The organism is Celeribacter ethanolicus (assembly GCF_001550095.1).
Taxonomy (GTDB): domain Bacteria; phylum Pseudomonadota; class Alphaproteobacteria; order Rhodobacterales; family Rhodobacteraceae; genus Celeribacter; species Celeribacter ethanolicus.
This window is the reverse complement of record NZ_LRUC01000047.1, coordinates 1-23,544: the sequence shown is the minus strand read 5'-3', so window position 1 is coordinate 23,544 and position 23,544 is coordinate 1. Positions and strand designations below refer to the sequence as shown.

General features: G+C 59.4%; 16 protein-coding genes and 1 pseudogene. 9 read left to right on the top strand and 8 right to left on the bottom strand.

The annotated features are described in order from the left end of the window. Positions 1–341 precede the first annotated feature (341 nt). The gene (locus NH195_RS17450; protein ID WP_162265890.1) at positions 342–7,496 is read left to right on the top strand and encodes a DUF7507 domain-containing protein; all 7,155 of its coding nucleotides are present in this window, start codon (positions 342–344) and stop codon (positions 7,494–7,496) included. An 11-nt stretch (positions 7,497–7,507) separates the two neighbouring features. Further along, the gene (locus NH195_RS17445; RefSeq protein WP_066710019.1) at positions 7,508–11,098 is read left to right on the top strand and encodes a TonB-dependent receptor; all 3,591 of its coding nucleotides are present in this window, start codon (positions 7,508–7,510) and stop codon (positions 11,096–11,098) included. A gap of 51 nt (positions 11,099–11,149) precedes the next feature. On the opposite strand, the gene NH195_RS17440 is transcribed toward NH195_RS17445, so the two are convergent. After that, positions 11,150–12,178, bottom strand: a complete 1,029-nt coding sequence (locus tag NH195_RS17440; RefSeq protein WP_238379800.1) for a helix-turn-helix domain-containing protein — start codon at positions 12,176–12,178, stop codon at positions 11,150–11,152. A gap of 195 nt (positions 12,179–12,373) precedes the next feature. On the opposite strand from NH195_RS17440, the gene NH195_RS20985 reads away from it, so the two are divergent. The 4 genes from NH195_RS20985 (at position 12,374) to NH195_RS17420 (ending at position 15,410) form a co-directional block, all read left to right on the top strand. Then, complete coding sequence (locus NH195_RS20985; RefSeq protein ID WP_162265889.1) at positions 12,374–12,715, top strand: M20/M25/M40 family metallo-hydrolase; 342 nt, start codon at positions 12,374–12,376, stop codon at positions 12,713–12,715. Positions 12,716–13,361: 646 nt separating this feature from the next. Next, positions 13,362–14,060: a GntR family transcriptional regulator gene (locus tag NH195_RS17425; RefSeq protein WP_066710006.1), complete on the top strand. Its 699-nt coding sequence runs from the start codon at positions 13,362–13,364 to the stop codon at positions 14,058–14,060. A gap of 247 nt (positions 14,061–14,307) precedes the next feature. Continuing rightward, positions 14,308–14,535, top strand: coding sequence for a hypothetical protein (locus NH195_RS21770; RefSeq protein WP_238379799.1), 228 nt, complete (start codon positions 14,308–14,310; stop codon positions 14,533–14,535). Further along, on the top strand, positions 14,520–15,410 hold the full coding sequence (locus NH195_RS17420; RefSeq protein ID WP_238379798.1) for a BMP family ABC transporter substrate-binding protein: 891 nt from the start codon (positions 14,520–14,522) through the stop codon (positions 15,408–15,410). The genes NH195_RS21770 and NH195_RS17420 overlap by 16 nt, the downstream gene beginning before the upstream one ends. A 134-nt stretch (positions 15,411–15,544) precedes the next feature. Here NH195_RS17420 and NH195_RS21850 read toward each other — a convergent pair. Together NH195_RS21850 and NH195_RS21590 are read right to left on the bottom strand one after the other, a co-directional pair. Continuing rightward, positions 15,545–15,919: pseudogene (locus tag NH195_RS21850) on the bottom strand (nucleoside hydrolase). Between the two features lie 2 nt (positions 15,920–15,921). Further along, positions 15,922–16,236: a nucleoside hydrolase gene (locus NH195_RS21590; RefSeq protein ID WP_066710003.1), complete on the bottom strand. Its 315-nt coding sequence runs from the start codon at positions 16,234–16,236 to the stop codon at positions 15,922–15,924. A 266-nt stretch (positions 16,237–16,502) separates the two neighbouring features. Between NH195_RS21590 and NH195_RS17410 the strand changes: the two genes are divergently transcribed. The 3 genes from NH195_RS17410 to NH195_RS17400 are packed head-to-tail and all read left to right on the top strand — an operon-like array spanning position 16,503 to position 19,197. Further along, entirely contained in the window at positions 16,503–17,216 is a 714-nt protein-coding gene (locus NH195_RS17410; protein ID WP_081424000.1) for a GAD-like domain-containing protein, read from the top strand. Continuing rightward, positions 17,213–17,788, top strand: a complete 576-nt coding sequence (locus NH195_RS17405) for a hypothetical protein (RefSeq protein WP_066710000.1) — start codon at positions 17,213–17,215, stop codon at positions 17,786–17,788. The genes NH195_RS17410 and NH195_RS17405 overlap by 4 nt, the downstream gene beginning before the upstream one ends. Beyond that, complete coding sequence (locus NH195_RS17400) at positions 17,785–19,197, top strand: T6SS phospholipase effector Tle1-like catalytic domain-containing protein (protein ID WP_066709992.1); 1,413 nt, start codon at positions 17,785–17,787, stop codon at positions 19,195–19,197. The genes NH195_RS17405 and NH195_RS17400 overlap by 4 nt, the downstream gene beginning before the upstream one ends. An 8-nt stretch (positions 19,198–19,205) precedes the next feature. Here the strand turns inward: NH195_RS17400 and NH195_RS17395 are convergent, their stop codons facing one another. The 5 genes from NH195_RS17395 to NH195_RS17375 all read right to left on the bottom strand — a co-directional run. Next, positions 19,206–20,075 (bottom strand): DUF4123 domain-containing protein, encoded by an 870-nt coding sequence (locus tag NH195_RS17395; RefSeq protein WP_162265888.1) that lies wholly within the window; start codon positions 20,073–20,075, stop codon positions 19,206–19,208. A 320-nt stretch (positions 20,076–20,395) separates the two neighbouring features. Then, the gene (locus NH195_RS17390) at positions 20,396–20,656 is read right to left on the bottom strand and encodes a PAAR domain-containing protein (RefSeq protein ID WP_066709986.1); all 261 of its coding nucleotides are present in this window, start codon (positions 20,654–20,656) and stop codon (positions 20,396–20,398) included. Between the two features lie 33 nt (positions 20,657–20,689). Continuing rightward, positions 20,690–21,310 carry a hypothetical protein gene (locus NH195_RS21305; RefSeq protein WP_155846218.1) on the bottom strand — a complete coding sequence of 207 codons (621 nt, stop codon included), beginning with the start codon at positions 21,308–21,310 and terminating at the stop codon, positions 20,690–20,692. Next, the gene (locus NH195_RS17380; protein ID WP_066709980.1) at positions 21,310–22,308 is read right to left on the bottom strand and encodes a DUF4123 domain-containing protein; all 999 of its coding nucleotides are present in this window, start codon (positions 22,306–22,308) and stop codon (positions 21,310–21,312) included. Before NH195_RS17380 ends, NH195_RS21305 begins: the two co-directional genes overlap by 1 nt. Positions 22,309–22,340: 32 nt before the next feature. Beyond that, a partial coding sequence (locus tag NH195_RS17375; RefSeq protein WP_155846217.1) for a type VI secretion system Vgr family protein occupies positions 22,341–23,544 on the bottom strand: 1,204 nt, incomplete at its 5' end.

Sequence of the window (23,544 nt, the reverse complement as noted above, 5' to 3'; positions counted from 1 at the left end):
CTTGTCGCGTTTTTTATGGGGTTTTCCATAGGCCGGATCGCTTTGGCCTATAGTGTCGCGGGCATGTTCGCGATGCTTATCGGGGCAATCTCGGTTGTTTTGGCAGATAAGCTTAAGTCCAGAAAACGCGACAGGTAAATTCTCTGAAAGACAGCCGTCCGATCGTTTCACCTGTATGTGAGGCGTTCGTCGGAAGTCGTATGTCAGATGGCGTCTCTTTGCACAGCCTCTCTCATCCTGATCCGGGCAGTCTGCGGACGGTCCGAGTGTGAGCGGAGCGAGCAGACATGAACATGGGGCATCAACCCACGGAATCTTTTAACTTCAAGAAGCGGAAGAGGGTGTCGTTGCGGGCTGCGGCGAAATCCGTGCTTGCTCTTGCGATGTTGTCTTTTGGGGCAGGCTTTCTTGCCCCGGTCAGCGCCAGTGCGCAGAGTTACGACTGGGTTGTCAACGTGACCGATGCCGGTTCGGACCCGACGGTCGCGGGCGGTGACGTGAGCTATGACATCACGGTCAACAACAACGCTGCGATGGCGGGGGTCGGTCAGGCACCCGAGACGTCGATTGACCTGGCCATCCCCGCGAATGGTGTGTTGCAGGATGTGACCAACACGACCTGTGATCCGGCGCTGCCCGTGACGGGCCCTGCGACGGTTTCCTGTGTGATCCCCGCTCTGGAGGCAGACGAGACATTTGCGCTGTCCGCGATCATCAAGGCGACGGCATCAGGGACCATCACCTTGTCCGGTTCCGTTCCTGCTTACAATGACCCGGCGCCCGGGAACAACGGTTTTGCCGAGACCACGACGATCCTGAGCGGGGCCGATGTTGCCCTCGACATCGTCGGGTCGACCGAGGCGATCTCCGGCGAGACGGTTACTTATACGTTCAATCTTGAAAACAACGGCCCGGACACAGTGACGGCAGCCGTCGTGGAAATTCCGGCGATCACCGGTCTGACGGTCACCTCTTTGCCGTCCTATTGCAGCGCCAGCGCATCGGTTTACCTCTGCACGATCCCGAGCGACATTCCGGCTGGCGATGCCTTCGGATTCGACCTGACGGGACAAGTGACGGCAGCGGGCACGGGGTCCTCCCTGATCGTGGCCGGGACCGCTGATATTTCCGCGCCGCAGGACCCGCTCACCGACGACAATTTCGCGTCTCTGACCACTCAGGTCAGCGATGGCAGCGATGTTCGCCTGACGAAAAGCAATTCCGCACCGGGAACGGTTCTCGTCGGCGATCCTGCCATTTTCACGCTGTCGCCGAGTTTCACCGGAGGGGTGCCCTACGGTCTCGAAATTTCGGACAGTGTGCCTGCCGCCTATCAGATTGATGAGGTGGAGGTGTTGTCCGGCGGATGGGACTGTACGATCAGTGGTCAGGACGTGAACTGTACGCGCCCGTCCGACGGGCTGATGGCCGGGACGGATGTGCCGCTAGGCGACATCCTGATCAAAACGACGGCGGTGACGTCCGGGAATGTCAGCAACAGTGCGACGGTGAGTTCGACGGGGCCGGATGACGCGAACCTGAGCAATAACACCGACACCGACGGCGGTCGGACCATTGCGGATCCGGTGGTCGATCTGTCCGTGTCCAAAACCGGCCCCAGCCCGGCTCTGGTCGTGGTCGGCAATGAATATGAATTCAACCTGCAGACACGAAACACGGGCAATGCCGATTTCTACGGCACGCTTTACATGACGGACAGCCTGCCGGAGGGAATGACCTTCACAGGCTATGACAGCAATGGCTGGACCTGTACGCCTGCGGCGCCTCAGGCCGGGCCGGTGGATGTGGTCTGCGAACGCGTCTATGAAGCAGGCGTGTCGGGCGCTTTGGTGGCCGGGGCGAGCACACCTGTCCTGGTGATCCGCGCGGAGGCGACCCAGTCGGGTCCGCTGACCAACACGGCCAGCGTCTCTTCGCCAGAGTATCCGGGTGTCGGGAACTCCTCGAGCTACGATGTGGACAGCAGCGCAGACAACGCCTCTGCCGACATCACCGTGAATAAGACGGTGGCCGAGGCGACCGTAACCGTGGGCGAAATTCAGACCTATTACATCGAAGTGGTGAACGAGGGGCCTGCCGCATCGGCCAATGTGACCGTGACAGATCCTTTGTTGAGCCTGATCAACAATCAGGTCGGGGCGACAGACGCCGGTTTGGTGAGCATCTCCGCGCCTTCCGGTGCGGTTTGTGACAGTGCGTCGCGCTGGCGGGGCAGGGATCTGAGCTGTACTTTCGATGTGCTGCCGGTCTGTACCGCCGGAAACGATTGCCCGATCATCGAAGTGCAGGTGCGCCCGGGCGGCAATGCCGGACAGCGCAGCAACACGGTTCAAGTCCTGTCGTCGAGCGTGGCCGACCCCGATCTGACCAACAACGATGATACCGTGACCTTCGAGATTGACGCGCGCACGGATGTCACCATCACGAAAACCGCAACGCCCGAGCAGGCGATTGTGGGTCAGAACCTCAGCTACATTGTCACGGCACTCAACCCTGCAAATGAATTTTTCCTCAGCAATGCGCCAAACACGACGATCACGGACACCTTGCCGGATGGGCTGATCTTTGTTTCCGCGGCGCCGACGACGGGAAGTTGCTCGGTCGTGCCGACGGTGGGAACGCTGACCACTGGGGGCAACAATCAGGTTGTCTGTAACCTCGGCACGGTTGTGACCGGCGGACAGCAAGCCGTGGAAATCGTGGTTCAGCCGACAGAGGCGCTGGTCGGTTCCGTGCTGGAAAACACCGCGACCGTGAGCAGCAGCCTCGATGAAACCGATGACACGAACAACAGCGCCTCTGTCCAGACGACGGTGAACGCGCCCAGCTATGATCTTCAGGTCAACAAGGTCGATAGCCTTGATCCCGTGGCGGTCGGTGAGGATGTGACCTACACGGTCACCATCCGCAACAATGGCCCCTCTGCGGCAGAGAACGTCACGATGAACGATCTCATGCCGGAGCAATTCCTGAGCTATCAGTCGCATGACGCTGGGACAGGTGTCTGTGGCACGGTGCCGAGTGTCGGGGAAGTTGACGGTACGCTGAGCTGTAGTTTTGATCGGATCGAATCTGGCGGGTCTCGTGTCGTGACCATCGTGGCACGTGGGGTTCAAAAGGGGACGGCGACCAATACGGCGAACCTGACGTCGCCTGGGATTGATGATGGCTACGATCCGCTTCCGGCGAACAACGAAGTGACTGAAAACACCACCGTGCGCACCCGCGCCGATGTCGAGGTTGTCAGCAAGATTGCAAGCAAATCTCCGGTCGAACTTCTTGAGACCTTCGATTTCGTCATCACCGTGCGCAACAACACCGGCTCCGATGGGGGCGTTGTGCTGGCCGAGGCCGATGGCGTCCAGGTGACCGACAGCCTGCCGGCCAATATGGTGCTGGCGGGGACACCTTCGGTGACTGTCACCTCCGGGACGGCAACGCTGCAAAGCTGTGGCGGGGCTGTGGGGGGGACGAGTTTCACCTGTGAGCTTGGCACATTCTCAAGCGGTGCGACGGCGCAAATCACTGTGCCGGTGAAAGTCACCAGCGTGACCTCCGATCCGCAGAGCTTTACCAACACGGCACGGATCACCACGACCTCGCTCGATGTCGATCCGAACAACAACGAAAACTCCGGCCCGGTCGATGTCGTGTCTTCTGCGCTCTCTGGCACGGTGTTCCGCGATTTCGATGACAATGGCGATTTCGATACCGACGACACCGGCGTGGCCGGGGTGACGGTGACGGTGACCGGGACGGCCTTTGACGGAACGCCCGTTTCCGTGTCGGCGACGACGGATGCCAATGGCGATTATACCATCGCCAACCTGCCGCGCGGCACCTACACGGTGACACGCGGAAGCGTGAGCGAGACTTATCTCGAAGATAGCAAAGCCATGAGTGGGTCCGAGGGCGGGAGCCCATCTGGCGCCACCGCGATTACGACGATTGATCTGCCGTCCGACACGGATGCCACCGATTACGATTTCACTCTCGTGCCGCAAGCGCGGATCGGGATTGCGAAACGTGTCAGCTCCGGCCCGACTTCTGCGGCGGATGGCTCCTTCACCGTTGGCTTCAGCTTTGTCGTGGAGAACTTCAGCCTTGAGCCGCTCGACACAGTGGTTGTGACGGACGCCCTGTCGGGAGCCGCACCGCTGTTCGGCAGCTATGCGAGCCTGTCCAATCCGGCGACGGATGACATGGTGCGCGGCACCTACACGATCCTCTCCGCTCCGGGCGGCTCCTGTGGCGCGCTGAACGCCGGGTTCAACGGCGAAGGTGATCAGACGCTGGTCTCCGGGGCGACGCTTGCGGCGGGGGCAACCTGTGAGATTTCCCTCTCGCTGCGCGTCCGCCCAGAAGTTCCGCTGCCGAGCGCTCAGGCCTCTGGCGGTGTTTATGAAAACCAGGCGACGGTGACGGGCAACGGCACTTGGACCGGGCAAACGCCGGGTGACAACCCGCTGCTCAGCGATGATTCCGACGACGGTACCGATCCGGACCCGAATGGCAACGGTCGCGCCGATGAGACGGGTGAAAACGACCCGACGCCGGTGACACCGATCTATGAGCCTGCCATCGCGCTGGTGAAATCCGCGACCACGGCGTTCTCCGATCCGCCGGTGCCGGGGGAGGAGATCACCTACAGCTTTGCGATCACCAACACCGGCTCGCAGACCCTGACCGATGTGACCCTCACGGATGCGATGCTTGAAGGTGTGGGTGTTCTGACCGGAAGCCCGATTGCGTCGCTGGCGCCGGGTGCCACAGACGACACGACCTATTCTGCCGTCTATGAATTGACGCAGGAGGACATCGACCGCGGGTACGTGGAGAACACCGCACTTGTGACCGGTACCGATCCGTTCGACGAAGAGGTGACTGACACCTCCGGCACGTCGCAGGACAACGACACACCGACCACCACGCCGGTGGCGCGCACTGCGGCGATTGAGCTGATCAAAACCGCAGATGCGAGCAACGTGAGCGATCCCTCCGAAGTCGGCGAGATCGTGACCTACAGCTTTACGGTGACCAACACGGGCAACGTGACGCTGACCGATGTGACCCTTGCGGACATCCTTCCGGGGATCGTTTGGGAGACACCGGGCGCCAGCATTGCCGAAATGGCGCCGGGGGCTGTCGATACCGACACGTTCAAGGCGAGCTATGTGCTGACGCAGGCCGATCTGGATGCAGGCCAACTGGTGAATGAGGCGACGGTCACGGCCGACTCGGTTGTCGGCGAGGTCTCGGATACGGACGATGAAACCGTGCCGCTCGGTCAGGCACCGTCGATCGTTCTTGAGAAAACCGTCGACAATTCCGGTCTGACGCAAACCGTCGGGCAGGTGGGTGAGGAGCTTGAATATACCTTCAAGGTCACGAACACCGGCACCGTCACCTTGACGAATGTCACGATCACCGACCCGCTTTTGGGCGCTAATCAGATCAGCGAGGTTATCCCGTCTCTGGCCCCGGGTGCGGAGTACACCTTCACGGAAAAAGGCATCTACGCGATCACTCAGGCTGATATTGACGCGGGCGAAGTGCTCAACACTGCGACTGCAACCGGCACCTATGGTGAAGACGGAAATGGCGGCGACCTGACGGTCGATGACGAAGATGACGCGGTGGCGGAAACCGTCTTCATCGAAGCCATTCCTGAGACGCCTTGGGAGTTTGACACCGACGGTGGCATCACGACCTCGATGCTGGCCTCCGACATGATCGGCCAAGAGCAGGCGACGCTTGACAATGTGACGATTACGGTCGTGGACAGCGATCCGGCTCTGACGCTCGATCCTTCCACGGGTCTCATCACCCTGTCCGAAGGCAATCCGGCGGGCACCTATGAGGTGACCTATGAGATCTGTCGCATCGATAATCCTTTGGTGTGCGATCAGGCCACCGAAACGGTGATCCAACGTCCGATCAGCGCGATTGAGGCGGTGAAGACGCAGGCGCTGACTGACAATGGCGACGGTGTCGATGGGGTTGGCGATCTGATGACCTACACGATCACGGTCGAGAACCTCGGCAACACCACGGTGAACGATGTGGCGCTCGAGGACACCTTCCTGACGCTGACCACCGGCCAGACGCTGGCTCTCGACAGCGGTCCGACCTTTGTGTCCGCGAGCGAAGGCTCTTCGGAAGGCACGTTGGTGATGGGCGAGACCGCCACTTACACCGCGACCTTTGAACTGACCATCGAAGCGGTGGACGCAGGCGGGCTGTCGAACCAGATCCTCGCCACGGCGATGCCGGAGTACCCGGACGAATTCACCGAAGACCCGACCGAGGTGAACGATCTTTCCGACGACGGCGACGATGGCGACGGCAATACCGTGGACGATCCGACGGAATATCCGCTTGAGCCTCTGCTTTATGACAGCGGTCTGGTGCTGCGCAAAACAACGCCGCGTGGCGTGGTGGAGCGCGGGTCCGTGGTGCCCTATTCTATCACGGTGACCAATGAGAATCCGCGCACCAGTGGCACGATGGATCTCATGGACGTGCTGCCCGCCGACTTCGTTTATGTCGAGGGCACGGCGACCTGGGACGGGGAACCGATCGAGGTCACGGTGCAGGGCAAGGTTGTGACCTGGCCCAGCGTCACCGTGCCGCCGCTCACCACCATCGAGGCGACGCTTTCGGCGCGGGTTTTGACCAGCGCGGATGTGGGCGATCACGTGAACCGGGCGCGCCTGCGCGACTCGACCACGCGGGAACCGCTGTCGCCCGAGGCGACGGCCACTGTCTCGATCTTCCCGGAGCCGGTGTTTGATTGTGGCGATGTCTACGGCAAGGTGTTCAACGACCTGAACCGGGACGGCTATCAAAACGGTCCGATCAGCCGGATCGTCGATGAGGATGCGATCTTCAGCGGCAAATACAGCGGCAAGGGCGATGCGCCCGTGGAGCTGGGCCGCGAGATCGTCGAGAACGGCATCCCCGCTGTGCGCCTGACCGGTGTCGATGGCACGGTGATCACCACCGACCAATACGGCCGCTTCCATGTGCCCTGTGCGATGCTGCCGGAAGATCGCGGTTCGAACTTTATCCTGAAGCTCGACACCCGCTCGCTGCCGACCGGCTATCGCCTGACCACGGAGAACCCGCGTGTCGTGCGTCTCACGCCCGGCAAAATGACCGAGCTGAACTTTGGTGCGGCGCTGACCCGTGTGGTGCGTGTGGATGTGAATGCGCAGGGCTTCGCGCAAACCGCCTCCGGTCCGAAGATGACGCCTGCGCTCGAAACGGCGCTTGCAGGTCTGGTGCAGCAAATCGCTGGCGAACCTGTGCATCTGCGCATCGCCTATCACCTGCCGGATGAGGCGGGATCTGCGGAGAAACGTCTGGCGCGGCAATCCATGCGGCAGGTCGAGAGAGAGCTGCGGGATCTTTGGAGAGAGCCGGGCCGTGTGAAACTGACCATCGAGAAAACCATCGTGAGGGTTGAGCAATGAGGACGCTTGGTATGAGCAGCAAACAGAAAACCTTCACGCGGATTTTGTGCGGTGGATCAGTGATCGCAATCAGCGCCGTACTTTTGGCGGGCGAGGCGCGGGCGGAAACGCTCTGTGCCGAGGCGCTGGCGCCGCAGCCCGAAGGCTGTGAACGGTCCAATTCTGACGTGGTCGTGACCATGCCGGTGGGCAAGAACACGGAAATGGTGAAGGAAGTGATGGGATCGGATTTCGAAGCTCAGGGCTTTTCGATCTCCATCGACCAAACGCCGGTGGCGGGGGCCATGCCGCCCCCCGATCCGCGCCGTCCGGCCGACATCGTGGCGGACAGGGCGGATGTCGACATTCGTTTCGACGGGCTGACGCCGCGTCGGTTGCTCAATGTCTCGACCGACGATCTTCGAGCGACCTATCGGGCAGGCGAGGTGGTGCGGTTCCGCGCCTCCACCAACTACCCGGCCTATATTGCCCGCGCCGAAGTGCGGGTGATCGACACCATGGGCCGCACCCCGCGCACGGTGGCAACTCTGCCGGTGGCGCCCAATGGCACGGTCAATTGGACCATGCCGGAGGATGGCCCGGAAGAGATGGTCTATGTGGTGCGCGTCTATGACGCCAAGGGGCGCTACGACGAAACCTGGCCGCTGGAACTGAACCGCAGCGAAGGCCATTTCGACACGCATGAGACCACCGGCGCGCCATTGACGGCGGCGGGCGAGGGCGAAGATCGCACCCGCCAACGCGCCATTCCCATCGTGGGCGGCATGGTCACCGTTTCGGGCCGTGCCGATGCCGGTCAGCCGGTGCGCGTCATGGGCGAGACGGTTCCGGTAACGCCCTCCGGCGAGTTTCTCGTGAGCCGGATCGTGCCTGCGGGTGACCGTGCGGTGGATGTGGAGTTCAAGCGCTACGGGCAACCGCAACAAATCACCCGCAGGCTCGAGATTCCGGCGAGCGACTGGCACTATGTGGCCATCGCCGACCTGACCTTCGGGCATCGGATCAAGGACACGGAATCTGAGGCCGACCCGGATTACGAACGCAATTACGCCGAGGGGCGTCTGGCCTATTATGCCTCGGGGATCACCCGCAACGGCTGGTCGGTGACCTCGTCTTTGGATACGGGCGAGGGCGATTTGGAGGACATCTTCCGTCGCCTTGACGAAAAGGATCCGCGCTCGGTGATCGAACGCCTGGACCCGGAGGACCTCTATCCGACCTATGGCGACGACTCGACGAGCTATGACGACACACCGACCTCGGGCCGGGTGTATCTGCGGCTGGAGAAAGACGACACGCGCCTGACCTGGGGCGACTTCAAGGTCGATGTGTCTGGTGGCGAGTTGTTGTCCAACACACGTTCGCTTTACGGCGCGGAGCTGCGCAGCGCGACGAGTGCCCGCACCGAAGACGGCGAAGCGCGGGTGCAGGGGGTGCTTTATGGCGCCCAGCCCGACACTCTGCCGCAGCGCGATATCCTGCGCGGCACCGGGGGCTCAGTCTATTTCCTGACCCGTCAGGATTTGAACGGCGGTTCAGAGACGGTGCGCGTTCAGGTGGTGGACCCCGACACAGGGCGGGTAATCTCGACCGAAAGCCTTCAGGCCGGTGTCGATTACGAGATCGACTACATGCAGGGTGTGATCACGCTGACCCAACCTCTGGGCTCGTCGAGTTCCGATGGTGGTCTCGTGGGCTCCGGCACGGGCGCCTATGACGTCAATCTGGTGGTGCAATACGAATACACCCCGACCGTCGAGGATGTGGACGGCTTCTCCTACGGCGGACGCATCGAAGCCTGGGCGACCAACGATCTGCGTCTCGGCTTCACCGCGATGAACGAGACCACGGGCGTGGCCGATCAGCGTATGGCGGCGGTGGATGCCTATTACAAATTCGGCAAATCGAGTTTCCTCGAGGTCGAAGTGGCGGGCACCGATGGGCCGGGGTTCAGCCGTAGCCTGTCGTCGGATGGCGGTCTGACCATCACCGAAGATGGCGTCGCAGGCCTTGAAGATGCGATGGCGTATCGCTTCGACAGCCATGTCGATTTTGCCGATCTCGGCCTGTCCACCGGCGGTTATGCCGAGCTTTATTACGAACGCAAAGAGGCCGGGTTCTCGACCCTCAACGAAGATATCACCGAGGATCAGACCCTGATCGGTTTGCGCAGCGAGATCGAGGTGTCCGACCGGCTCAGCTTTGGCGTGCGGATCGAGGATTTCGACCGCGATGGTGGCGACAGCAAGGCCGAGGGCGAGCTGGGCGTGGCCTATGATCTGACGGACGCCTGGACCATCGAGGCGGCGCTTGGCTATCTCGACCAGACCACGATTGGCGATCCGACGGAAACCGGGGACCGCACCGATCTGGCGGCGCGTTTGAGCTATGCGTTCAGCGATGACACCAAGGTCTGGGTCTTGGGGCAGGCGACAGTGGACCGCTCCGGCGGGCTGGACCGCGACGACCGTCTGGGCTTTGGTGCGGCCACGCGTCTGGGTGAAAAGGTCAAAGTTTCGGGCGAGGCCTCCGACGGCACCGCAGGCTTTGCGGCCAACGCGCGTCTGGCCTATTCGCCGACCGCCGACAATGAGCTCTATCTCGGCTACACGCTGGACCCGACACGGACCAATGGCGGCTATGAACTTGTCGGCGAGGATCGCGGCAAGGTGGTGATGGGCGGGCGCTATCGCCATTCCCAGACCTTCTCGAGCTTTGCCGAAACCTCGATGGATTTCTTTGGCGAACGTCATTCCATGACCGATGCCTACGGGATCACATTCACGCCGAATGCGCGCTGGGCGTTCAGCGGCGCGATGGAAAGCGGCACGGTGCGCGACAAGATCAATGGCGACATCGAACGCGATGCCTATTCCTTTGGCGTGGCCTATACAGACGAGGATCGCCTGCGCGCACGCGGCCGGTTGGAATATCGCACCGAAAGCGGCGATGGCGTGTCGCAGGATGCCGACACCTGGGCCTTTGCGGGCGGGTTCGAATACCATGTCAGCGAAAGCGCGCGGTGGCTCGGCAATGTCGATGCGCTGATCTCCGACAATGACGACGACAGCTTCCGTGACGGGGAATATGTCGAGGCCAGCCTCGGCTACGGCTTCCGCCCGATCGACAACGAGCGCCTGAACGTGCTGTTCAAATACACCTATCTCTACGACCTTCCGGGTGCGGATCAGGTGACGGCGAATGGCGACACCGAAGGGGACGCGCAGAAAAGCCACGTTCTCTCGATTGATGCCGATTACGACCTGAACCAGCACTTCACGCTGGGCGGCAAATACGGCTACCGCCGTTCGGAAGTCGCCCCGCGCGGCACGGAGGACTTTAGCGACTCGACGGCGCATCTCGGGATCATGCGTCTAGACTGGCACGTCGTTCACAACTGGGATGCGATGGCCGAGGGGCGCTTGATGTATACCGAAGGGAGCGAGACCTACGACACCGGGGCTTTGCTCGGCGTCTATCGCCACGTCGGGAATAATGCGAAAATCGGTGTCGGCTACGAATGGGGGCAGGTGTCCGAGGACATGACCGATCTCGATTACGAAAGCTCCGGGGTCTTCCTGAACCTGATCGCCAAGTTCTGAGCGAGACTGGCGTGCGACGATGGAAAGAGGGGGCCCTGGCCCCCTCTTTTGTCATTCCACATACATTCCGGCGCTGAACTCTGCCCGGATGTCCTTTTCCGTATGAAGGTCGTCGAGGCGCCATGCCCCGCAATGTCGACGGAAAATCTGTAAGGGGGGGCCTGTGACTTTCCGCATGATCACCTTGGATGGCACGATGTTGCCAGAGACATGGATGCTGGTCGTCAGCGTGTGACCGTGGAGTGTCTTTTCCGAAGGCAGCCGTGGAAGTTTCAGGATCATCAGCCCGAGATCGGTCTCCCCACCCGCCAGATGCGACATGCGCACCAGATGCAGGCAGCCGGCGTTCAGAAAAATATGTGAATCATGCACATAGGTTTTGATCCCATGCGAGGGCTGACCGTCGCGTCGAATTGCGATCAGGGATTTCGCATAGGTTTTTCGATCTTTCTGATAAATCCGGATGAGGCTTGCGTGGATATAGGCGTCGGAAATGGCCGTCCGATGCCAGCAGAGATAGTCGCCGCAATAGGCTTTCAGAGTGCCCTCTTCCCGAATGAGGCGATCGAGAGATGCGCTATAAGCGGATTGCATCGCGGCTTCTATCGGAGAGGGAGATGCGGTTTGGGCTTCTAATGCCTGTTTCGCCTGGGCAGGATCTGCAAGCAAAACATCTATATCGACACCGAGAGTCGTGGCTATCCGCTGAAGAGTTCTGGCAGAGGGAAAACTGCTGCCATTGAGATATTTGTTCAACTGCTGGCGGTTGATCCCGATGTCATGGGCCCCCTCGGCCAGGGAGCGGTATTTGCCAAGCAGGAGGCGGAGATTTCGCGGAAGGTTCTGGGGTTGCATTGTTTCTTTTCCTAACGCGGTTTGTACTCGAACACTTTCGATGTGAAGGGCGACAGTAATGACATGCGCGCCCGTCCACAAGGCCAGCAGCCCTGTTTGGAATGAGCGTTTCCACGCGCCTCGCGCCGTGTTGCCTTTGGATGTGTCGGCCCGGATGTTCTGACACCGGCCATGGTCTGCCGCGAGAGGAGTATTGGGTTTTCCTGACTGCGGGAAAGTGGACAAAAGCAGGATTTCGTCACCGTAAAACCGGTCTGCAAAAGGAGGGCGACAGGCGGCGCCCGGAGCAAAATGTGAGCCGGGCCATCAACTTCATCAGAGATGCCGAACTGTAGGCAAACCGATGCGATGCACTCACGGCAGTGCCAACCGGATCGTCGATGCGAATGTCTATCGCAAATATGATTGGGAGGCGGCCGCGTGGCTGGTGGACAATGCGCTGTCCATGATGCCCTTGCCGGGCACTCCGCGACAGATGCGCTTGAAACGGTGTTGCCGCAGGATCCGGATCGTGACGTCCGGCACTGTGCGATGGTGGACAGCAGAGGCAGTGCGGCGGTCTGGACCGGGGCGGGTTGCACCGCTCTGGCCGAGCATCGACAGGGCGACCGGCTTTATGGTCTCGACAGTGCCGATATGAAAGGGCCGGTCGCGGCTTTCATTACGGCGGCTCGCGACCTGCCGAAAGATGTGCCGGTGATGCTTCTGTTGTCCTGCGACGAGGAAACGACCAAGGCCGGGGCACGTCGCATCGTGGCCTAAAGTCAGATGTTGAAGGCGCATAAGCCCGATCTGATCCCGTTTTTGTCCGATATGAGGGCGCTGCACCTGAAACTGCGGGATGAGAGCGCGTTTCAGGATGTCGCCTATATGCCGTCCTGGTGCGATCTCAATATTGTGGTGAACAACGATGGTGCGGCGCCGAATATCACCGTGGGCAGGGCGAGCTGCCACATGAAATTTCGCTATAGCAAAGCGATTGATCCGGTCTGGGTCGCCGAGGCCGTCGAAACATCTGCCTCAGCGCATGGGATTGCGCTTGAGGTCCGCCTCGAAGGTCATGCATCCGAGCTTGCGGCGGATCATCCCTATGTTCGGGAGTTGGAAAGCTGTCCGGCAAGCCCGCCCGGGTGGCGGGGTTTGGCAGCGACGCCTCGCAGTTTTCGGCGATCGCTCTCTGACTTTTGTTCGGTCCCGGCTCCATGGCGCTGGCCCATCAGCTGGATGAGTTCGTGTCACGTTCCGAGATACAAGCCGCCGTCTGGCTGTATCGACAATTGGCGTGTCGTTTCTCTGTCTTCGAATGCTTTTTCGAAATTCTGTTCACTTTCTGCCTGAACTACGTAATGTCGGTCCTCATATTCGTATGAAACTGATATCAAAGACACGGAAAGAGACCGGAAAAGCGATGGATGCGACAAAATTGGCCTTCCCCGAGGAGGCGAAGTCCAAAGCCACGACCGCTTACCGGCTTTTGCGGCATGATATTCTTTATGGGCGTCTTGCGCCGGGTGAGAAACTGGCTTTTTCCAAGCTGCGTGAGGTCTATCCCGTCGGCACGGCACCTTTGCGCGAAGCTCTGGTCAAACTGGCGAATACCGGTCTTGTCGAAGGTGCGGAACAACGTGGGTTCCGGGTTGCGTCCGTGTCCGTGGAAGAGCTTTGGGATTTGACGGAAAACAGCATTTATCTGGAAAAGAAAGCGATTCGGAACGCGATTTCACGGGCGAGCAAAACGGATGACCGGGCACTTTTGGCGGCATTTCACCGGCTTGAGGATCTTTTGCTGGCGTCCGACCACGAAGGGATCGCGTTTTTTGAGACCTGGAATGTCGCGCATGCACAGTTTCATGAACAGGTGGTGCAGGCCTGTGGCTCGCCGGTGTTGCTGGGTCTGCGTGCACAGCTTTGCGAACGCTGCGAACGTTATCGGTGTCTGTCGATCGCGCTCTCCGGTGAAACGCGTGATCTGAATCGCGAGCATCGCGAGATCATGATGGCGGTTCTGGAACGCGACGCGCCGCGCGCAGAAGAGCTTGTGGCGCTGCACTGGACGAAAACCGCTGAAATAATCATCGAATCCTTGCCGCTTCTGCGCAAAGATTAAAATTTCGAAAATATGAGGAGGACCATGATTAAGACGCACAATTCCGTTTCTCGCCGTGCCTTGCTGGCCGGTGGGGCCGCCCTCTCTGTGACGCACTTTTCGGTCAGAAAGCATTGGCCGTTTCCGGTCTGACGGTCGGCTTCATCTATGTCGGGCCCAAGGACGATTATGCCTATCATCAGGCTCATGCCGAAGGGGCTACCGCCGTTCGGGCCAGGCCGGGCGTGAGGGTGCTCGAAGAGGAAACGTGGCGGAAACCTCGGATGTGGCGCGCACCATGCAGTCGATGATCGAACTGGACGGCGGGTCCCTGATCTTTGCGACGAGTTTCGGCTATTTCGATCCATACATGATTGAAATGGCAAATAAATATTCGCAGGCCGAGTTCCGCCATTGTGGCGGGCTGTGGCAGGACGGGTGCATCCCGACAACACGGGCTCCTATTTCGGGTATATCGGCATGGCGCAATATCTGAACGGTATCGTGGCCGGACATATGACCAAGTCGAAGAAGCTCGGTTTCGCCGCCGCAAAACCGATCCCGCAGGTGCTTCTGAACATCAACAGCCTCACGCTTGGTGCGCGGGCCGTCGATCCCGAGATCGAGGTACAGGTGATTTTCACCGGTGAATGGTCTGCCCTCGTGAAAGAGGCAGAAGCCACCAATGCGCTGGTCAGCAGCGGCGCGGATGTCATCACCTGCCATGTCGACGGCGCGAAAGTGGTGATCGGGACGACCGAACAGATCGGAGGCTACAGTTGTGGCTATCACACCACTCAACAGGAGATCGCACCGCATGGCTATCTGACCGGGGCGGAATGGAATGGGGCGCCGGTCTACGAGACATTCGTTTCGGAAAAACTTGCAGGCCAGCCGCTTGGTCATTTCGTGCGTGGCGGTCTGGGCGAACATTTCGTCAAGTCCTCGCCTTATGGCCCCGCGTTCACCGAGGCGGCAAAGTCGCAGGCCGATGCGGTGCGTGCAGAGATGATGAAAGGCAATTTTGCGATCATCAACGGGCCGCTCAAGGACAACACTGGCAAAGAGGTCGTGCCCGCAGGCTTGTCTTACCCGGAAACGGCGATTGAGCTTGAAGCCATGGATTACCTCGTCGAGGGCGTGATCGATCGGTTGTGTAAGTGTCGACGCTATGATCGCAGACAGTCACACCGGGGAGATCCGGTGCAGACGTGCCGGATTTTCCCCGTCGGAACGGACCAGGCAAATCGCCGAGTCGCTCCAGATCCCGCTGGCGGCCATTGTCGCGGCGCATTCGGCACGATGTTTTCACTCGAAAACAAGTTGCAGCGGGCCTCGGGACGCAGATTCTGGCGGATATGCCTGACCTGACACGCGAGGATTATGCGCTTTTTGGCGCGGGGCATAGGATCGGTGCTTGCCATGTCAGATGATGTTGCGGGCCGTTTCGCTTTGTCCTGTATCGTGCGAGACCTACTGGCATATTCCGAGGCTGTGTGCCCGCTTCAATAGCGGGCGATACGTTCTGCCAAAAGCGCGAAGACCCGATCCGCATCCACGTCTCTTGCCACGTTGACAATCGGTTGCGAGGGGGCGCGTTTGCGACTGTCGTAAACGGTGCGTCCGAAATTCGGCCCTTCGTTCGTGTCGATCAGAACGGCCATTTCCGTAAGGCTGAACAACGTCGGGTCAATTGCCCAAGCAATTGTACACATGTCATGAATCGCAGCTCAGTCCCAACCGTAGCGCTCGGTGTATGAGGGGCGGTAGGCCTCTATCAGTCGAGCGATCAGCCGCGCAATCGGTGTCCCGAGCGCCGCAAGCGCGGCGACGCGATCTGGTGTGGCGATGACCTTGTGAGTGGCGTCGAGGCCGAACATGGTCACGGGGCATCCGGCTTCGAACACCACGCGCGCGGCATGGGGATCTCGACCCCGCCGAACCCGGAGGCCCCATGCACGTTGCTCGCATGGATCGCGGGCCGCACCAAAGGCCGATCCGCCCCGGCATAAACGCTGATGTTTTGATTGAGGACGTCAAGCAGAGCAAGGGTGTTGGTCGTCGTCCGTTCCAGAGCCACATTGCCATGGGTGGTCGTGATCCCGAGAAGATCAAGCTCATCTGAAGCGCAACAGAGTGCGATGGTCACGGCATCGTCAATTCCGGGATCACAGTAGAGGATCCGTTCCTTTGTCATGATCGGGCCCTTTTGGGGGTATGTTTAAATAATTTCGAAATTTAATGAAAGTCACTGGCGGCACATGGCTGAGCTATACATGCGGCGCAGCTCCGGTTGTCCTGCCAGCGGGCTCTTGTCCCCGTTGTGGGATGGGGGGCGCAACGTAGCCATGCGATGGAGCGCCCGCTCGATTTTCACTGGCCTTCCTGAAATTCACTGCGATGGGTTGAGGTTTCAAATGGCTTGAGTAATGTAGGGTGTGGTTGGCGATTTAGGTTTGGTTCATGACATTTCGTAGCAATCTTCCGGGACTTGCAGCCAAGGCGGCTTTGGCCAAGCTTATCAAAGACAGGGGGCCTCTGCGGAATGCCGTGGATGTCCGACCTGGCGAAATCGCCCGTTTTGAGGGGCGCATTGCGCCTCTGTTGCTGGATTTTTGGGACAATTACGGTGTCGGGGATCTGGCGCAAGGTGCGTTGCGCTTGTGTGCCCCGTTCGAATTGCAGGACGCCGTGCAGGCCATCTTTCGTGGCGACCCGGAGTTCAGCGACAAGACCGGTCGGATCGACGTGCATGCCGTGGCGCATACGGCTTTCGGGGATCTGTTCTTGTGGAGCGAGCGTCACTGGCTCGTGCATGTGAACATTGTGTTGGGGCTGGTCGAAGCCCCTTTCCTGCATCATCCGGAGATGCGGTCGCATCCTGACACCGTTGCCTATGAGATGTTGCTGAACGCCAGCGGGCCGATTCTGAATATGGCGGATGCCGATGGCGTGCCGATGTTGGAGCGCGCGCAGAAGGCGTTCGATCCCTTGCCACGCATGGTGATTTATGCCCCGGGGCAGGCCATCTCCGCCGATCCTTTCCCGCGTTTCGAAGATCTCTATGCCGCACATTACCCCGAGTGGTTGCTGGACCGGGCGCAAAGCAAGGTCTGGTATCTGTCGGACCTCGCAACGGGTCGGCCCAATATTCGCGAGATCGGAGGCCGGACATGACGATGCGCTTTCTCGCTCTTGCCGGAACGCTTCTTCTGAGCGGCTGTATCCCATCGGGCCCCAAACGCGTCGATCTGTCGATGACGAGTTTTTCATATTCCCCGGTTCTTATTACTCAGGCAGATATCGCTGATGTGTATCGCGAGCCGATTCCGACAGTCCGTTTCGGGATGGCCGATATTGAAGCGCCGCGCAGCACGGAGACCATGTCCCTGACCCGTCCCTTGTCCGGCACGGACGAGTTTCAGATCACCGCGCAGTGGGTCGAGCTTTTGACCAACCGCGCCTGGCAGGCGTCTGTCACGGTTGACCCGCGAGAGCTGACGACCATACGCGACGACAGGGTCGATCTCATTCTGATTTTCGGGGCCAATGGACATCTGGTGATCGGCTCTGATGATGACTCGAAACATATAAACAAAGATGTCGCTGAAACCTGTGGCCTGCGTGTGCCGGAGGCCGACCGGGATGTCGCTGCGGAGGCCAATGCGCATGCGAAACTGGCCTCGGCCCTGGCGTTCGAGTACCCGCCTGTTCCCACAGACGCCCCCTGCCCGGAGCCCGCGCAATGAGTGTAACATCATCCGCCTCAGATCAGTCGCAGGACATGGATCGGGCCGCCGGGGCCTATGCGCAACCTTGTCCGGCGGTGACCTTGGAAATCGGAGTGTTCTTCGACGGTACGGGCAATAACGCGGCAAATGTGCGTGGCCCGTCGAGCCGTATTTCCGACAGCTACAATTCTTCGCTTACCAATGTGAGGTTGCTTTACGATCTCTACGAATGGGAAAAACGCTATTGGCCAAGAAATTCCTGTGGGTATGCGGTCAAGCGCCATCGCCTTTATAAGCAAGGGATTGGCACAACGGCGGGCGAGTCGGATTGGTGGCCGACCAACAAGGTCGGCGCTGCAATCGGGATGGGGCCGACCGGCGTTGAATCCCGCGTTTTCGAGGCTTGTCTCGAAGTCGGCAAGATCATCAATGAGCTCAGTCCCGGCATCGAGCCGACCGAGGTGATCCTGGATGTCTTCGGCTTCAGTCGGGGCGCCGCGGCGGCGCGCTATTTCGTGAACTGTTTCCGACAGGGCTTTATCGAATACGATGCGCTCGATTACTCGCTCCTGTTCGGGGTCCATATGGATCGCAATCGCGCTCATTTGCCGGAGGGACGCAAAGTGCGCATCCGCTTTGTCGGCGTGTTCGACACGGTGGCGGCGGTCGGTCTCGGCACGAATGACGACAACGGCCCGGTCAACGTCCATATGTCGACGGCGCAGGCCGACGGGATCATGCATCTGACGGCGGAAAACGAGTATCGCGAAAACTTCCGGCTCAATCACAACACGCCCGGCGGAGGGCCGTTCAAGGCCTGCACCGGCGCGCATTCCGATGTCGGAGGCGGTTATGCGGGAACGGGTAGCGAAGCCCTCGTCGAAAAAGCCAAAACCAAGACCTTTTATACCCGTGCCGATGCGGAAGCCGCGCGGGCGAGGGATATGGCTCTGGCGGCGAGTCAGCGCGATTCGATTGCCAGTTTTTATGTCGACGAAGGCTGGATCAAGCCCGGCGATCCCGAAGGCGGGCTAAAGAATGCGCCGGGTCCCATTGTTGAATCGAGACCCTGGGGGCTGGCGGGATTGGTAACAAAAACCTATTCTTATACGACCGCCGCCCGGCTTGATCGCGATTGGGTAGAGCTTGGCCTTTCCCGCATTCCACTGGCCATGATGTACGATGCCGCAACAGCCGCAGGTGTTCCGCTGGACACCCTGCCGACCGGGGGAGAATACGAGATTCCCGCAGAATTGGCGGATATGGCCGGGACGATGCGCGCCGGAGGGACGCCGGACGAGGCGACGAAACGAGCCGCCCTGTTCAAGTTCGGCCATATGTCCTCGAATTTCGACAAGATCGGCATGTCTCCGGAAGCGGCTTTCAAACGCTCCGTGGACTATAATATCGCGGGAAAAGCGAAGTAGACCCGCCGCTAACCCATTGTCTCTTCGAGGGCGATCATCCGTGTCTTGATCTGTTCAAAGCGCCATTCTGGCGGTGCATCGGATTGCATGAAGCCAGCGATGGCACCGGTCTTGTCCATGCTCTCGAAATCCGGGCCAAAGTTGATTGCCCAGGCGCAGAAGACGTAAAGCATGTCGAGATGGGCAAAACCCTGCGTGACGGCACGGCGCATCTGGGTATCGCAAAACGCGGTGAGCGGCAGCTCAATGGCCGTGACCTGCTGTGGAAAGGCCTGACGCAACTGATCCGCGACCTTCGCCACGTCACGATTCCATTGCAGCCGGTGCAACGCATCGAAATCCGATCGGTCCAGACGAAATTGTCCGCCGCCCAGATCGTTTCTTGTCAGTTCTGTGCCGCGCTCGAATTGCAAAAGATAGGCGTCATGCGTGAAATTGCGGACTGGGGCCCAAATCGCGTCGATTTGCGTCCTCGTGTCATGGGGGAAAACCCAGCGGGCGGCTTTCTGCGGGTCGGTTGCGGCGTTGGAGAAATAGACCTCGGCGACTTCAGGCTGCCAGAATCTGAAGTAATAGGCTTTTTCTCGGGCATCGAGCACGCGCATGAATCTGCGCAGATGGGATCTGAGATCGGACAGGGGCATTGAGGTGCTGATGAAAATACCGGCCTGAGCATCCCAGAAAGCGCCAGCCTGTATCTTCGCCTCTTCGGTACAACTCAGCAACCCCCGCAGCACGTCATTGTCTTCTGAAAACTCGGCAAGATAGGGCGCGACGTCTTTTCCGGTCTCGGCGAGGTCTCCGGAAAACAGGCTCATATGCGGGATATTTCCTGTCTCGAGCAGCACCGGAAGACATGCGAGGCGTCCGGCATCCATGACGGCAAATATCGTCCTTCTTTCGTTCAGGAACCCCGTCGGGAAAAACGGTTCGGTGAAGCTTTGCGCTGTGTTTCCTTTGAGAATGGGAATGTTTTCAGAGGATTTATGCACGGAGAGAGCCGGGAGGACGGGGCGTCTCATGGGATTCTCGAAGGCGGCATCCGGTTCTGACCAATCCTCTTTGACCATGGCTGCCTCCTTTGAATGACGATCTGGCTGTTTCTCTCGGCAAAACCGACCAGAATGGCGGTTTGCTTTTCACGCCTGTCTCGCGCCGCCGCCGAAACACGAGACAGCGTGACGGAACGCGTCAAAAGTTAAAGTGTTTTCGACGAGTGAGACCCCGAGACAATCGTTCCGCCGCCGGATGTCTTGGCGCCGATCACGGCGACCGGCTTGCCGTCGCAGGTCGAACCGGAGGAGCCCGAGACAATCACGCAGCCACAGGCGCATTTGTCACCGATCCGCGCGATCGGCCGGCCGTCGACAAGGGCAGAGCCCCCGGACACGATGCTGTTGGTGCCATGCCCTTTGATGGGGCAAACATGAGTGTCTCCGACGCGGGCAACGGGTTTCATGATGTGTGTCCTCTGTTTCGGGGGCCGTTTAGGTTAGTATCGTTCGGTAAGATTGGGTGCGTAATGCGGGTTTTGCAGGTGAGTGTTGAAGTCCATCTCGGTATGGTTCGAGGACGGGGCATCGGCATAATCATAGGTGCCCCTGTCGGTGCTGGTGTCGTCAAGTTGTCCTTTGTAATAGCGGCATTGCCAACCGCGTTCGTCTTGAGACAAGCCAAAGTCGAGACGAAATGTCATGCTGTCATGTGTGCGATGGCCAAAGCCCGCATCACCGTGGAAAATTGGTGCTGTTAAATCGCTGTCCGGTTGCCATCTGCGTCCAGTATGATCCTCAAAGTATAGAATGCGTCTCGGATGATTACGGTCTCCTCTCACGGAATAGCGCGGGACTGGTGGTGAAGAAGGACACTTGTTACACGCGTTGCGCTCAATATGGGCGCGGCTGTCTCCGGTGATCGGATCGCCGACGTTGACTTGTTCGCAAACCTTTTCCGCACCACAATTTGCCACCGGACAGTTGTAATCAGGAACAGGACTATCTGCCGGATTGCGCGGCTCCTGATTAAACAGGTCGCCGACATTAGCCACCATTTCACCCACAACAGTTTTCGGGCTGGATTCCGCAGTGTTAGCCGCATCACTATTGCCAGCCATCACTTGGTCTCCCAGTTGCGGGGGATGTCATGCCATTGCTCTTCTGGCCGGCCAAAGCGATTGGCTTTGTAAAAAAGTAACTCAACCGTTTCTCTGTCGTGTGGAAAGTTTTCGTCAAACATAACTGATAACAGAAAGATTGCGCGCGCACCTGGGTGCTCTTTACCTGCACCATCGTAGGCGTGGCGCCAATACTTTGAATTCGTGCTGACAGACGGGTCGATCAGCCGGATAAGCGTCATCGCCAGCACAGAGTTGTCTGTCATACTTTCGAGTTTTTTTGCATCCGCGATGCCGTCTTCGACGATCTGGGAAAGCTGCTCTTCCGGCATATCCTCGGCATATTGCCACCAGACGATGCGCAGATAGCGTTTGAGCCGGTCTTTAAAGACCTGACTCGTCACATCCTCCATCGCCTGAACCTGTTCGGCGCGAAACAGATAATGCTCCCCGACCCCAAGTTTAAGCGGCGCCGTATTCCGAACAACTGCTTCGGGCGTGGCCACCTCAAGCTGGCCATCTTGAAAACCGATCAGATGTTGTGCTGGCCCATAAAAACTATGTGCTTCGGCGGCACTCAAGGTTGCGAGAAAGGCGAACAGAATTCTGGGATCGAAAAAGCGGAACATGACAGGTTGATCCTCATTTGGAATGCGAACGGATATCCATTTTTTCCAATGCCGACGCAGCTGGTGTATATCGACTGTTTCCGGTGCAATGAGGCCGATTGCCACATTTTGGTTTCTGAGATTCTTGATCAAATGTTTCCAGTTGGCGATGTCGCGTGCGTTCAACTGGACAATGTAAGGCGCTTCTGTTTGCCCTAAAACACCTTCCCCTTTGCCATACAGGTTGGTGTATGGAAGATCAGATTCCTCAAGCGCGTCCCCCAGTTCAGGAAAGGAGTCCGGGTCAACAACAAGATAAACACGACCGCGCCGCAGCACTTCTCTGAAATGAAAATGGGACGCTTTCCAGAGTGTATAGACCCCGTCCATTATGATTTTCTCTTAACAAAGGCCTGACCCTTTTATGAGGCATCGGATCGCGCCGCTGCGCATTCCTCGCAAAGCGGAAGCCCTTCGTTGGCGGCGAGTTTCAGCGTCTGCACCTGACCGCTGCCAGATCCGCCCATGGACACATTGCCCTTGAGCCGGATGTTCGGAGCTTCAAGCGTGATCCCCGAGCCGTCGATGGTGATCTTGCCGCCCGGACCCGTGATCTGGAACTTCTCGAACGCCATCAGCGTGTGCTTGCCGGTGTTGTTGGTGATCGAGGTGCCGACGTCGAGCGTATATTTACCCGCGACTTCGCCGGTAAAATTGCGACCGGTTTCATAGAGGTGATCGGCATAGATCGACTGTTTGTAGATGTTGCCGACCCGGTGCAGGTGGTCCTTGCCGTAGCTTTCCTGCTGATTCTGGCCGACGGTGTAATACATGTCGTTGCCGATGTTCTCACGGTGGTCGTGACCGACAGAGATCGTCTTGTCGTTGCCGATGGATTCGGACTGATCATTGCCGACGCTTTTGCTGCGGTCATGGCCGATGGAATGGCTTTCGTCATTCTCGATGATGGTGTTGTGGTCCTTTTGCGCATGCATAAAGACCTCTTCCTCACCCCTCTCGTCCTCGAAGCGGAACTCGTTGTAGCCGCTGCCTTGGTGGGTGTCGGATTTGAATGTCGAGACGGTCTTGTTCGCGGGCAGCTCATACGGCACCGCGTTCTTGCCGTTATACACGCACCCGGTGACCAGCGGTTTGTCCGGGTCGCCGTCGAGGAATTCCACCACGACTTCCATGCCGATCCGAGGGATCACCATGCCACCCCAGCCGTTGCCTGCCCAGGATTGCGACACCCGGCAGCGCATCGAATAGGCGGCGTCCAGATCCCAGTGGAACTGCACCAGAATGCGCCCGTACTCGTCGCAGTCGATCTCGCCGTCGCCCACGACCACCGCGGTTTGCGGGCCTTTCACATCGGCGCGCGCGGTCTTCAACTCCGGCACCAGAGGCGCGTCGGCGGGCAGCAAAACATAGCGCCCGGTGTAGGCGTAGCCGTCGCCCTCTTCGCCGCCGGAACCGTAATTGTCCGACGTGTAGCTGTGATGCGCCACGAGGCACAGATAGTCCTCCCCCGATCCCGGAAGGGGCTCGCCGCCAAGCGTCACCCGCAGCCCCGCGCCAAGCGCAGGAATATCGCCCTGCGCCTCAAAGCGCCGGTCCTGGCCGGTC

Bases quoted from the DNA above. Each gene is read 5' to 3' on its own strand.
- NH195_RS17400 (WP_066709992.1), top strand. From the start codon at position 17,785: ATGAGTGTAACATCATCCGCCTCAGATCAGTCGCAGGACATGGATCGG.
- NH195_RS17395 (WP_162265888.1), bottom strand. From the start codon at position 20,075: ATGGATGCCGGACGCCTCGCATGTCTTCCGGTGCTGCTCGAGACAGGA.
- NH195_RS17425 (WP_066710006.1), top strand. From the start codon at position 13,362: ATGGATGCGACAAAATTGGCCTTCCCCGAGGAGGCGAAGTCCAAAGCC.
- NH195_RS21305 (WP_155846218.1), bottom strand. From the start codon at position 21,310: ATGGCTGGCAATAGTGATGCGGCTAACACTGCGGAATCCAGCCCGAAA.
- NH195_RS17380 (WP_066709980.1), bottom strand. From the start codon at position 22,308: ATGGACGGGGTCTATACACTCTGGAAAGCGTCCCATTTTCATTTCAGA.
- NH195_RS21590 (WP_066710003.1), bottom strand. From the start codon at position 16,236: ATGACAAAGGAACGGATCCTCTACTGTGATCCCGGAATTGACGATGCC.
- NH195_RS17420 (WP_238379798.1), top strand. From the start codon at position 14,520: ATGGCGCAATATCTGAACGGTATCGTGGCCGGACATATGACCAAGTCG.
- NH195_RS17445 (WP_066710019.1), top strand. From the start codon at position 7,508: ATGAGCAGCAAACAGAAAACCTTCACGCGGATTTTGTGCGGTGGATCA.
- NH195_RS17410 (WP_081424000.1), top strand. From the start codon at position 16,503: ATGACATTTCGTAGCAATCTTCCGGGACTTGCAGCCAAGGCGGCTTTG.
- NH195_RS17390 (WP_066709986.1), bottom strand. From the start codon at position 20,656: ATGAAACCCGTTGCCCGCGTCGGAGACACTCATGTTTGCCCCATCAAA.
- NH195_RS17405 (WP_066710000.1), top strand. From the start codon at position 17,213: ATGACGATGCGCTTTCTCGCTCTTGCCGGAACGCTTCTTCTGAGCGGC.